We start from the raw sequence: 11268 nt of genomic DNA on the forward strand, positions 1-11268 counted from the left end.
AAGTGTGTCTCTGGCTTGATGCGGCGAGTTGGACTCAGGTGTGTGCGATCGGATCGAGCAGCTCTGCGAGTTGCTCGACCATGTATCCGATCGCGAGGTTTGAACCGGGGGTTGACGGATACGAGAGGTTCCAGATGTGCGGTTCCCCTTCATGCACCTTCAGACGCACATCGACCCCGGCTTCGGCAGCGATGCGACACAGGAGCAACGAGTCGTCTCGGAGCACCTCGGAATCGCTGACCTGCACGATGATTCGCGGTTGACCCGCCCAATCTCCGAGTACCGGCGAGACCAACGGATCCGTTGCCGAGGTCCCGGCCAGGTAGCTCGCTGCGGCTTCGGACGCCTGATCGTGTGAGAAGCGGGCGTCGGTTGCGGCATTCTCGGCAAAACTCGCGGCAGTATTCCGCAGGTCGGCCCAGGGTGAGAACAGGAATGCGCCGGCAGGAGCGGAGATCTCGAGTTGCCGTATCCGTAGCAACAGCGCCGCGGCCAACCCACCTCCCGCGGAATCCCCCCATAGCACCAGACGTTCGGGCCCGATCTGCTCGATGATCGACCGGTAGGCGGTCAGTGCATCGTCCACCGCGGCGGGGAAAGCACTCACGGTCGAGAGGCGATAGCCCACGGAGAACACCTGGGTCTTGCAGGCGACCGCGATCCGGGACACGCTCTCGGAGAACATCTGCGGGGACCCTTTGCGGTAGCCGCCTCCGTGGAAATGAAGCAGCGCGGTGTCGGTACTCGCGCCGCGCGGCCGGATCCGCAGCACCGGTACACCCGCGAAGTCGAGTTGTTCGATCTCGACGGTGACGTCCGGATCGGCTGCAGCAAAATCTGTTTCGGTCATCGCCTCCCTTTCAGAGAGCTTCATTCCAGTCATGGGTCGGTGCGCGACCGCCGATCTGCCTCGTCAACAGCTGCGCCGAAGCGATGACGGGCTGTGCTGCCGTCGCGATCTCTTTGCCTACGAGCTTGCCGATGTGAAGCAGGGTGAGACAGAAGACAACCCGGCCATCGGGGTCGAAGACCGGCGCCGCGATGTTCCCGACGGTGTATTCGACATCCGGATCGACCTCCAAAACCGCATAGTTCGGTTGGTCGTCAAAGAACTGTTCGAGCAGCGCCTCGCGTAGAGCGAGATCGTTCGGGCGTTCGGCGAGGTCATGGGTCAGTGAGCGCCGTACCGGGTTCGGATCGTCCAGCCCCACCGTGTAGCCCCGTTGCCGTACCGCTGGACCGTACGACTGGAGATAGTCGGCCACACGTTCGTGCAGATCTCCAGGCATTTCCAAGATCCGCTCGCGCAACTCGGCCGGTGCCATCCATGCCATGAAGGGCTGCCCGAACGGGGGCTGCAGTGGTATCCGCTGTCCCGGAGCGAGTTCGAGCGCTCGCCCCGTCGGCTTGCCTTCGACGGCCATGCAGAGGATGTCCCTGCCGACCATGACGGTGCCCGAGCACTCGTGGCCGGTGGACGCCGCCAGAGCTGCCAACTCCTTGCGCGCCAGTTCGATAACCGGGTTGGCGCCCGCTGCCGCGTGCCCGGCAGCCAGCACCGCGGGGCCGAGTGTGTACGTCTTGTGGCGAGGGTGCCGCGACACGTAGCCCCCATCGCCCATGGCCTTGAGCACCGCAAACATCGAGCCCGGACTCACATCCAATGCCTTCGAGAGCTCGCTCAGCGTGAAGGTGCCGCGCTCATTCACCGTCAGAAAATCCAGTACTTGCAGTGCGCGCCGCGCCGAGAGGGACATCCAACTCCTTCTGTGACCAAATCGTTGACGTGATGTTCGCCTCAGGCTAGCGTAATCCACCAAGTTCCGAAACACTTTTCGAAATGATGAAAAAAGGTGGGAAATGCTGAACGAAGTCTTCATGCGAAAAGCTTTGGAAAGTTCGAATCTGCACGCCCTGCGATTGGCGCTGCTGCACGCCACCGGCGATCAAGAGCTCGCGGCAATGAAGCTCGAGCTGGTGCCGATCCGCAGCGGCGCCGCGTTCGAGATGACGATTGCCGAGGAATCGCGGGCGGACCTGTTCCGCAAAGCGGAAGAGTTCGTGTCCAACAACGCCGCCACGTACATCCCGCGAGAACTCGACGAAGATGAACTCCGCGCGATGATGGAACTCGCTCTGGGTCACGAGCTCACAGACGCAGAGTTCGCGGTGGCGCGGACCATGCCCGCGGTCGAGAAGTTCCCGCTTTTCACCAAGTGGACCGAGCAGCGCCCAGACCGCGCCGATGATTTCACCGTTGTCATCGTCGGCGCGGGCCTGTGTGGAATCGCGATGGCCGTCCAACTCGAGCAACTCGGCATCTCGTACGTGCTCTACGAGCGGCGACCAGATGTCGGGGGTACCTGGGCCATCAACACCTACCCGGATGCGCGCGTCGACACGGCGAGCACCACGTACGAATACAGTTTCGTGAAAAACCATCCGTGGACCGAACAATTCGCGCGGCAACCCGAGGTGCGCGGCTATCTCGAGATGGTCGCGAAGTCATACAACGTATTCCAGAACATCAGGTTCGAGCACGAGGTGCAGGCAGCCGAATTCGATGAGTCGTCATCGATGTGGTCGCTACGGGTGTCCGACCGAAATGGCTTGGCCGAGAACGTGACCAGCAATTTCGTCGTGACTGCGACGGGGCTGTTCTCGACTCCGAAGAGGCTCGACACCGAGGGTATCGAGGAGTTCACCGGCGAAGTCATCCATACGACGGAGTGGACCGACGAGCACAGCGCGAAGGGCAAATCGGTCGCGATCATCGGCAACGGTTCCACCGGCGTCCAGATTCTGTCCCGGATCGCCGAGGACGCCGAGCAGGTTCACGTGTTCCAGCGAACCCCCCAATGGATCGCGCCCCGCGAAGGATACGGCGAAACCGTGAGCCCGGAAATGCGGTGGATTCTCGACAACATTCCGCACTACTGGAACTGGGCCCGCACCACGGCACTCAAACCCAACAATCCCCGCGACACGATCCAGCCGGATCCCGAATGGCGCGCTGCCGGTGGCATTTTCAGCAAGAGCAACGATCGGCTCCGGACAAATCTGACCCAGTACATCCGATCCCAGGTCGATGACCGCGCCGACCTCGTCGAAAAGCTCATACCCGACTACACGCCCGCGGCGCGCCGTCCGGTGGTGGACAACGGCTGGTACCGATCGCTCACCCGGGACAACGTGGAACTGGTGACCGACGGCATCGAAAAGTTCACCGAGCATGGGATCGTCACCGTCGACGGCACCGAGAGACGAATCGACATGGCGCTCAGCGCGGTTGGCTTCGAGGTGACGAAATGGCTGTGGCCGATCGACTTCCGCGGACGCGGCGGCGTCAGTATCGAAGATCGATGGAATCTGCCGGGAGGTCCGCGGGCATACCTGGGCCTCGCGATCCCCGAGTTCCCGAACCTGTTCGTGCTCTATGGCCCCAACGCGCAGCCGGCAACCGGTGGCGGCATCGGCGTCGGCGGGCTCCCCGCGTGGATGGAGTCGTGGGTGGGTTACATCGCCAGGGTGATCGTCGCCGTCGTAGAAGACGGGAACACTTGCGCCGAGGTCACCGACGAGGCCTTCTGGGAGTACAACAATGCGATCGACGACGAGGCGAGCAAACTCATCTGGCTCGATCCTGCCGCGAACCCGAAGCGGAACTACTACGTCAACGAGCACGGGCGGTTGGGTACGAGCACCCCGATGTCCGGACTCGAGCTCGCAACGCGGCTTCTGCATCTCAATCGAGCAGATTTCACGTTTTCCACTGTGGCACAGGGCTCTTCGGATGCTGACGGAACCGACGAACTCGAGACCGTGGCCTGACGCTCCCCGCGACGCATCACAACCCCGACGTCCCCTGCACTGACCACCCGAGAGAAAGCCGAGAACACAACATGATCGATCTAGGACTGGATGGGGCCCGCGCCATCGTCGTCGGCGCAGGCTTCATTCCCATGCGCGCCGGGAACGGGCGCGGTTCCGCGTTGCAACTCGCCAGGGCCGGTGCCACCGTCGCCTGTGTCGACAAGGATGCCGAACGCGCCGAACAGACCGTCCGGGAGATAACAGCCGAGGGCGGCAAGGCATTCGCGATCGTTGCCGACGTGCTCGACTCCGGGGAGGCTCGGCGCGCGGTCGACGAGGCGGCGGCACAGATGGGCGGACTGGACGTATGCGTCGACATCGTCGGTGGCGCAATGTGGAGCAAGGCCGCCGACATCCCGGATGAAGACTGGGACGCGCAGATCCTCCTCAATCTCACGCAGGTCTTCTATGTGTTCAAAGCTGCTATCCCGCACTTGATCCTGAATGAGAAGGGCGGCTCACTCATCGCCATCACCTCGGTCGACGGAATCGGTTCGTCCCGCTTCCATGCCGGATATGGGGCGGCCAAGGCCGGCGTCGTCTCGCTCGTGAAGACGTTCGCCGATGAATACGGCAAGCACGGCGTACGGGTCAACTCGATCGCACCCGGCAACGTCGGCGGCGGCAACTGGGATCTCCCGGAGATCCCATTCGGTGAGGATGTCGTCAATGCACTCGCACCGCCCCGCGGCCGCGACATCGCCGATACCGTCCTGTTCCTCGCCTCCGGCCTCTCCGCGAAGATGACCGGTCAGACGCTGGTCGTCGACGGTGGCGCAGTGATCCAGAGTCCCTGGCGCATGACCGAGGACCAGATCGGCCGCAATGCCGCGTTCTCGAATGCGTCGTCCTAGCTCGAGCGCCAGAGCGTCTGTGATCACCGGCCGCGGAACCAGAACGGAGCACATATGACCGACAGCCATATCCCGGCTGTGACCGACGCTTTTCTCGTGACCGACAAAGTCGCGCTCATCACCGGCGGGGGCAGTGGCATCGGCCAGGAGACGGCGATCGTGCTGGCATCGGCAGGAGCGCGTGTGATCGCCACGGACATCGACGAATCCGGTCTGGCGCAGACGCGTTCGCGGGCCGGGAACGAAGGCCTGTCTATCGACACTCGTCACCTGGACGTCTCCGATCCTGTTGCGGTGTCCAGAACGGTCGATGACGTTGTCGCCCAGCATGGTCGGCTGGACATCCTGGTCAACGCGGCCGGCATCATGATCATGCGAAACGCACTCGAGGTGACACCCGAGGAACTCGAGAAAGTACTTCGCATCAATGTCGGCGGCACGTTCTTCGCATGCCAGGCAGCGGGTCGGGTGATGTCGGCCGGTGGGAGCATCATCAATCTCACCTCGGCCATCCTCGACCGGTCCAGCCCCGGACGGATCACCTACGCGATCTCGAAAGGCGGCGTTGCGCAATTGACCCGCACCTTCGCACTGGAGTTGGGATCGGCAGGCATCCGCGTCAACGCCATCGCTCCGGGATGGGTCGAGACGGGTATGACCAATCAGCACTGGACCGATGCCGACGGTTCCATCGATGACGACAAGCGAGAGAAATACATCACGATGATGACCACGGCGTCGCCGCTCGGAGTGGTCGGCACCACCCGCGACATCGCGCTGTCTGCGCTGCAACTCGCCTCTGGGGCGGGCTCTTTCATCACCGGCCAAGTGGTGCGGATCAACGGTGGTTCATTCATGGCGTAGCTGCCATCGGCCACAAGACGAAATCGACAACAGGCACCCCGCAACCGCGGAGCGAATATGCCTGCGGAACAAAGTGATCCGCGATAGCGGAAGAAGAGGACCAGATTCATGGGTGCAAGGCTTGAAGGCAAGGTCGCAGTGGTGACAGGCGGTGCCAGCGGCATCGGAGCGCAGACCGCACGTCGATTCCTGCGTGAAGGTGCACGAGTCGTGATCGCTGATGTCAATGACGAACTGGGAAAGACGGTCGCTGACGAGCTGGGGCCGCAGGCGCTCTTCGTGCACGCCGATGTCACCTCGCAGGACGATTGGGATCAGCTACTGCGGGTGACTAGCGAGCAATTCGCGCCGCTGGACGTGCTCGTGAACAACGCCGGTGGCGGTCGCGGCGTCGGCAACATCGTCGACGAAGTGTACGAGGGTCATCAAGCAATCCTCGAGTTGAATGTCTCCTCGGTGTGGATGGGCACGCGTGCTGCCCTGCCCATCATGGCCGAAAGCGGAGGTGGGTCGATCGTCAACATCTCCTCGATCGACGGGCTCGTCGGCGTAGCGGGGATGACGACGTACGCCGCGTCGAAGTTTGCGGTCACGGGCCTCACCCGAACTGTGGCGTTCGAGGGCGGTCCACTTGGCGTGCGGGTCAATTCGGTCCATCCCGGGTTCATCGAGACGCCGATGGTCCTCAAGAACACCGGCAAGGTGCGCGCTCGCCTCGAGTCGGCGGTGCAGAAGCAGCCGATCGCCCGGTTCGGCAAACCGGAAGACGTCGCCAACGCCGTCTTGTTCTTCGCCTCCGACGAGAGCTCCTACTGCACCGGCACATCTCTCGTTGTCGACGGCGGTCAACTCGCAGGCCCGCATCGGGAACCGATGTGATCATCAGTCGATGACCGGCAAGTCCACTCTCACCTTGCTATCTACTTCGGTTCGCCCACAAGTCAATTCACTGAAAGGTCGACGATGATTCGACAAAGACGTCTACTCACCGCGGCAATCGCTGCGGTGTGTTCTGCCACCCTCCTACTGACCGCCTGCGGTTCGTCCTCCTCCCCCGGCGGGTCGTCTGCGGACGTCGGGGATCCGGTGGCCGGCGGTGCCGGGCGCATCATCCAGGTCAGCGAGCCACGCACCCTGGATCCGGCGGCACTGGGAAATGTATGGGCCACTCAGCCCGAGCTCGGCAATGCGCTCTACGGGACCTTGATGATCAACACCCCCGATTCGCTCGACATCGAATACAAGATGGCCGAGGACTTCTCGACCACCGACGGCGGCAGCACCTACACGATGAAACTTCGGCCGGGCCTGATGTTCACCGATGGGACTCCGCTCGATGCGGAAGCGGTCAAGTTCAACTGGGAGCGCATGCGTGACCCGGCGCTGGGGGCGGGAGCGAGCAAGGTCAGCCCACAGATCGCCGGAACCGAGGTGATCGACCCGACGACGTTGAAAGTCTCGATGGTCACGCCGAATTCGCACTTCGCCCAAGCGGTCGTCACCAGCACCCTGAACTGGATCGCATCCCCGACCGCTCTGCAGAAGGGAAAGCAGGAGTTCGACAAGGCACCGATCGGAGCCGGCCCGTTCACTCTGACCAGTTGGACCCGTCAGGACGAAATTGCACTCACGAAGAACCCGGGCTATTGGGACGCACCCAAGCCGTACCTCGACACACTCACGATTCAGTTCGTTCCTGACGCCGCTCAGCGCTACAACGCTGTCATGAGCAACGCTGTCGACCTCGCCTCGGAATCGAACGCCGCGAACCTGCAAAAGGCCGAGGGTGCCGGGCTGAAGAACGAACTCGTCGATGCCGGCGGTGGCTACTACATGGCGATGAACACCCGGCGCGCACCATTCGACGACGAGAGGGCTCGCAAGGCCGTGTCCTTGGCCTTGGATCTCAACACCATCAACACCGTCGTCTACAACGGCGCGGGCGTGGTGCCGACGACGCTGTTCCCCGAGGTTTCCCCGTTCTACAGCGATATCCAGTTGTCAGAGAACAACAAAACCGAAGCACAGGCCCTGTTCGATGAACTCGCCGCCGAAGGCAAGCCCGTCTCGTTCGACTTCACCTCGTTCTCGACCACCGAGAACAAACAGACCGGCGAGGCCGTGCAGGCCCAGCTGAGCGCCTTCGACAACGTCAAAGTCGGGATCAATGCCCTCGACTCCAGCGCGATCGGCGCCGTCGTTGCCGGGCGGGACTTCCAGATGGTGGTCACGTCGGCAAATGTCCTGGATCCCGACACCGAACTGTGGACCAGCTTCCATTCCCAGTCCAAGGGCAACATGAGCGGAATCAGTGACCCCCAGCTCGATGCAGCGCTCGACGCCGGTCGGGTCGGCACCACCGTCGAGGAGCGTAAAGCGGCCTACGACATCGTGCAGGAGCGCATCGCCGAAGTAGTTCCCGGCGTGTTCTTTGTCCGGTCGACACCCTCGGTGATCGCCGGACCCAACGTGCAAGGCATCGTCATGTACGGACTCGGATCACCACTGCCCGAAGAAATGTGGCTGACCGACTGACTTCCTCGCATCAAAAGATAGGAAGGGCCCCGGCTTGCAACGCATGCATGCCGGGGCCCTGCCCATTGCCTGTTGCGCCCGAGCTGATTGCTGCGGGCGGCGGAGAGTCTCGAGGCGGCGTGGCCGCATCGTCACCGTACGCAATCAGGACTGCCGCCCAGGCAACCGCCGCGCAGGTCGCAACACCGCGGGAGAGAACCTTCCGGTTGCGTTCCCGGATTTCGGTGGTGGACGCCATATTGATCACCTCCAACCCCAATCGTCTGCGTCGTAGAGACGACGGTTCCACCTGGTTCGACTGCACACACGAGTACTGCGCTACTCGGTTTCACAAGCCTCTATGCGGAGGATCCACGTACCTGGGCGCCGAACACCGCCGGGCACGTGTTCCGCTTCACGCCGCCCGCCTGCGACAAACAAAGCTAGGCGTAGTAACCTTTCCGTGTCCTCGCTGATACCAAAAAGTTACCTCTTACGAAACGGACATATTTGTGGCTCGACACCGACTGAATGCCCAGGCCCCGTCCCTGCCCGCCACCATGGCGCTCATGGACTGCGCATCACGCACCAGCCGAGGGGGTCAGCACCGGACCGCCAGAAGTAGCGTCATTCCGGCAACGGCAACAGCAGGCGCGTTCGTGGCCGTGGCCGGCGCAATCGGTCTGACAGTCGGCGGAGCCGCCCAGGCCGCCGCACAGCCTGCGCCCACCCCGATCAACCTCGAGGCCATCTCACCGCTGGCCGCGCACCCCGCATTGTCGTCGCTGCCCTCGGACGTGACGCTGCCTGCACCACTCGACGACCTCGTTCGCGACCTACTACCGCCGAACCTGTTCGAACCGGGCGCAGGGCCCACCGCATCGCCGGCCTCGGGCACGGTCACCTCGGGCTACGGCGCTCGATGGGGCACCACCCACTACGGCCTGGACATCGCCAACGACATCGGCACCCCGGTCTACGCGGTCACCGACGGAACAGTTCTCGAGTCCGGCCCCGCTGACGGTTTCGGACAGTGGGTTCGGGTCCAGCAAGACGACGGCACCATCGGCGTCTTCGGACACGTCGACGAAAGCTTTGTGACACCCGGTCAGCAGGTACGCGCCGGCGAACAGATCGCCACCGTCGGCAACCGCGGACAATCCACCGGCCCGCATCTGCACTACGAAGTGTGGGCGCAAGACGGCTCCAAGATCGACCCCGAGGTGTGGCTGAACAACCGCGGAGTGAGCGTCAACTGATCCGGTCGGGCAGGCCCGGCGCGAGACGATCAACCAGAAAGATCAGTTGAGTTCGTAACCGCGCCACGCGTTGCCAACGAGGACACCGATAGGGCTCTGGCTTGCAGAAATGCAGGCCAGGGCCCTATCTCTCACTGGACTGCTCGGATCAGGATCTTCCACTCCACCTTCCGGTGGGCCGCGATTCGATCGATCGCCGTGTGGTGATCACCGAAAGGCTTGCACGCGAGCTGGTCCCGTGGCGTGAAGACTCAGCCGCCACCGCCTGCGACGACAACTGCGGCCCACTCCTTCGCTCCCTACCCTCTGGCGGGAACTTGCACGACCACATAGTCAGCGGCCTGAAGGTCGGGAGCCCGGTCGCTGTAGGCAAGATAGGCGTCAATACGCCCTGAACTGTACAAATAGATGGTGGCCAGAGTCGGGATCGAACCGACGACCTTCCGCTTTTCAGGCGGACGCTCGTACCAACTGAGCTACCTGGCCGAACGACACCCAGGCGAACCTGGATGTCAGTCGCAATCGCTTGCGACCCTCCGGCAAGCCGGAAATCTAAGCGACCCTGACGGGACTCGAACCCGCGACCTCCGCCGTGACAGGGCGGCGCGCTAACCAACTGCGCTACAGGGCCATGCTTGCTCTGCCATCGCGAACGATGGCAATGCGTACCCCCTACGGGATTCGAACCCGCGCTACCGCCTTGAAAGGGCGGCGTCCTAGGCCGCTAGACGAAGGGGGCCGGTGTTCTCCTTTGGGAGCTGAATCAGCATATGACACGCAGCCGAATGCGAGAAATCGAGCCCTCAACCTGCGAAGACTCCAGGGTCAGCGGCGCTCCTGGACGGCATCCGAGGTACTCGACGCCGTCGGCAGATGCGCCCGGGGCTGAAGTATCGTCATCGACATGGCCTCGCCCACTCGTGATCACGCGGGCGTCGGGTCGTGGCGCCGCGAGCGGGGCACTGTGGTCCGCCGGTCCACAACGGTCACCGACAGCACACCGCTGTCGTTCGTCATCTTTGCCGAGTCGGAAACGGCCGGTGTGCCGTTGGAGTACGAGCCGCACTCGCACCCCACGCACGAGCTGGTGTGGGTGCGCAAGGGAACGCTGACGGCGATCATCGACAAACGCGTGTTCACCGTCTCGGATGGATACGCGCTGTGGCTACCGGCCGGGACGGTCCACGCGGGAAGGCTGACAGCGAATGCGCAGTTCTCTGACGCGTATTTCGCTCCCCATCAGACACCCGTTGCGTTCGAAGGACCGACCACCATCGAAATGACTCCGGTGCTGGAGTCCCTACTCGCCCATCTGGGGCGCACCGATCTCGATGGCACCGCCAGGGCCAGGGCCGAGGCGGTCGTGTTCGACGTACTCGAGCCGTCGAAACATCAACTCACACTACAACTGCCGGGCGATGCCAGGATCGACGCGATCGCAAGGGCACTACTCGAAAACCCTGCGGACGACCGCGCATTGGACGAATGGGCGCGCACCCTGGGCATCAGCGAGCGCACGATCACACGAGTGTTTCGCAGCACCACGGGACTGCCGTTCGCACAGTGGCGACAGGTGCTGCGAGTTCACCAGGCGCTGACCTTGCTGACTGAAGGCTGCGCGGTCCAGACCACCTCCGAACTACTGGGCTACGCACAACCCAGCACCTTCATCGACGCCTTCCGGCGAGTCATGGGAACGACCCCGGGCACCTTCGTCGGGACGCTACCGGAACCTCGCGAGATGTCCTGAATCCCGTATCGGTTGTCTCAATGTCTGTATTGCAGACAAGCCCATCCACCCCTATAGTCCCTTATGCAAGGGTTGCCTAACCTCTGCTGAACACGTGCGGACCTGCTGGTGGTTGAACGACGCCCCCGAAAGTGACGTGCTCCGCCACTTCGAT

Annotated in this window: 10 protein-coding genes and 3 tRNA genes; 7 read left to right on the forward strand and 6 right to left on the reverse strand. The window is 63.0% G+C overall.

Features of this window, described 5'->3' with window-relative positions; all coding sequences use genetic code 11:
* Positions 1-34: 34 nt before the first annotated feature.
* Positions 35-850 (reverse strand): alpha/beta hydrolase fold domain-containing protein, encoded by an 816-nt coding sequence (locus tag AC1TQG_RS23005; RefSeq protein WP_482140591.1) that lies wholly within the window; start codon positions 848-850, stop codon positions 35-37.
* A 10-nt stretch (positions 851-860) separates the two neighbouring features.
* Positions 861-1757 carry an IclR family transcriptional regulator gene (locus tag AC1TQG_RS23010; protein ID WP_482140593.1) on the reverse strand — a complete coding sequence of 299 codons (897 nt, stop codon included), beginning with the start codon at positions 1755-1757 and terminating at the stop codon, positions 861-863.
* Positions 1758-1860: 103 nt separating this feature from the next.
* Here AC1TQG_RS23010 and AC1TQG_RS23015 point away from each other — a divergent pair, with 103 nt between their 5' ends.
* From AC1TQG_RS23015 to AC1TQG_RS23035, 5 genes are all read left to right on the forward strand, one after another.
* Positions 1861-3831 (forward strand): flavin-containing monooxygenase, encoded by a 1971-nt coding sequence (locus tag AC1TQG_RS23015; protein ID WP_482140595.1) that lies wholly within the window; start codon positions 1861-1863, stop codon positions 3829-3831.
* Between the two features lie 71 nt (positions 3832-3902).
* Entirely contained in the window at positions 3903-4727 is an 825-nt protein-coding gene (locus AC1TQG_RS23020; RefSeq protein ID WP_482140597.1) for an SDR family NAD(P)-dependent oxidoreductase, read from the forward strand.
* A 54-nt stretch (positions 4728-4781) separates the two neighbouring features.
* Complete coding sequence (locus AC1TQG_RS23025) at positions 4782-5591, forward strand: SDR family NAD(P)-dependent oxidoreductase (RefSeq protein WP_482140598.1); 810 nt, start codon at positions 4782-4784, stop codon at positions 5589-5591.
* 108 nt (positions 5592-5699) lie between these two features.
* Positions 5700-6470: an SDR family NAD(P)-dependent oxidoreductase gene (locus AC1TQG_RS23030; RefSeq protein ID WP_482140600.1), complete on the forward strand. Its 771-nt coding sequence runs from the start codon at positions 5700-5702 to the stop codon at positions 6468-6470.
* A gap of 84 nt (positions 6471-6554) precedes the next feature.
* Positions 6555-8126, forward strand: coding sequence for an ABC transporter substrate-binding protein (locus tag AC1TQG_RS23035; protein ID WP_482140602.1), 1572 nt, complete (start codon positions 6555-6557; stop codon positions 8124-8126).
* A 10-nt stretch (positions 8127-8136) separates the two neighbouring features.
* Here the strand turns inward: AC1TQG_RS23035 and AC1TQG_RS23040 are convergent, their stop codons facing one another.
* The gene (locus AC1TQG_RS23040) at positions 8137-8364 is read right to left on the reverse strand and encodes a hypothetical protein (protein WP_482140603.1); all 228 of its coding nucleotides are present in this window, start codon (positions 8362-8364) and stop codon (positions 8137-8139) included.
* 310 nt (positions 8365-8674) lie between these two features.
* Between AC1TQG_RS23040 and AC1TQG_RS23045 the strand changes: the two genes are divergently transcribed.
* Positions 8675-9364 (forward strand): M23 family metallopeptidase, encoded by a 690-nt coding sequence (locus AC1TQG_RS23045; protein ID WP_482140605.1) that lies wholly within the window; start codon positions 8675-8677, stop codon positions 9362-9364.
* A gap of 409 nt (positions 9365-9773) precedes the next feature.
* Here AC1TQG_RS23045 and AC1TQG_RS23050 read toward each other — a convergent pair.
* The 3 genes from AC1TQG_RS23050 to AC1TQG_RS23060 all read right to left on the reverse strand — a co-directional run bounded on the left by AC1TQG_RS23050 (position 9774) and on the right by AC1TQG_RS23060 (position 10103).
* Positions 9774-9850 (reverse strand) — tRNA-Phe (locus tag AC1TQG_RS23050).
* A gap of 71 nt (positions 9851-9921) precedes the next feature.
* Positions 9922-9995, reverse strand: a tRNA-Asp gene (locus tag AC1TQG_RS23055).
* A gap of 35 nt (positions 9996-10030) precedes the next feature.
* A tRNA-Glu gene (locus AC1TQG_RS23060) sits at positions 10031-10103 on the reverse strand.
* A 165-nt stretch (positions 10104-10268) separates the two neighbouring features.
* On the opposite strand from AC1TQG_RS23060, the gene AC1TQG_RS23065 reads away from it, so the two are divergent.
* Entirely contained in the window at positions 10269-11114 is an 846-nt protein-coding gene (locus tag AC1TQG_RS23065; RefSeq protein WP_482140607.1) for a helix-turn-helix domain-containing protein, read from the forward strand.
* Positions 11115-11268: the final 154 nt, after the last annotated feature.

The sequence above is a fragment of the Williamsia sp. Y844 genome, assembly GCF_056786475.1.

What these genes read in the sequence shown, in the direction of transcription:
- AC1TQG_RS23005 (WP_482140591.1), bottom strand. Translation starts at nt 850, where the DNA reads ATGACCGAAACAGATTTTGCTGCAGCCGATCCGGACGTCACCGTCGAG.
- AC1TQG_RS23010 (WP_482140593.1), bottom strand. Translation starts at nt 1,757, where the DNA reads ATGTCCCTCTCGGCGCGGCGCGCACTGCAAGTACTGGATTTTCTGACG.
- AC1TQG_RS23015 (WP_482140595.1), top strand. Translation starts at nt 1,861, where the DNA reads ATGCTGAACGAAGTCTTCATGCGAAAAGCTTTGGAAAGTTCGAATCTG.
- AC1TQG_RS23020 (WP_482140597.1), top strand. Translation starts at nt 3,903, where the DNA reads ATGATCGATCTAGGACTGGATGGGGCCCGCGCCATCGTCGTCGGCGCA.
- AC1TQG_RS23025 (WP_482140598.1), top strand. Translation starts at nt 4,782, where the DNA reads ATGACCGACAGCCATATCCCGGCTGTGACCGACGCTTTTCTCGTGACC.
- AC1TQG_RS23030 (WP_482140600.1), top strand. Translation starts at nt 5,700, where the DNA reads ATGGGTGCAAGGCTTGAAGGCAAGGTCGCAGTGGTGACAGGCGGTGCC.
- AC1TQG_RS23035 (WP_482140602.1), top strand. Translation starts at nt 6,555, where the DNA reads ATGATTCGACAAAGACGTCTACTCACCGCGGCAATCGCTGCGGTGTGT.
- AC1TQG_RS23040 (WP_482140603.1), bottom strand. Translation starts at nt 8,364, where the DNA reads ATGGCGTCCACCACCGAAATCCGGGAACGCAACCGGAAGGTTCTCTCC.
- AC1TQG_RS23045 (WP_482140605.1), top strand. Translation starts at nt 8,675, where the DNA reads ATGGACTGCGCATCACGCACCAGCCGAGGGGGTCAGCACCGGACCGCC.
- AC1TQG_RS23065 (WP_482140607.1), top strand. Translation starts at nt 10,269, where the DNA reads ATGGCCTCGCCCACTCGTGATCACGCGGGCGTCGGGTCGTGGCGCCGC.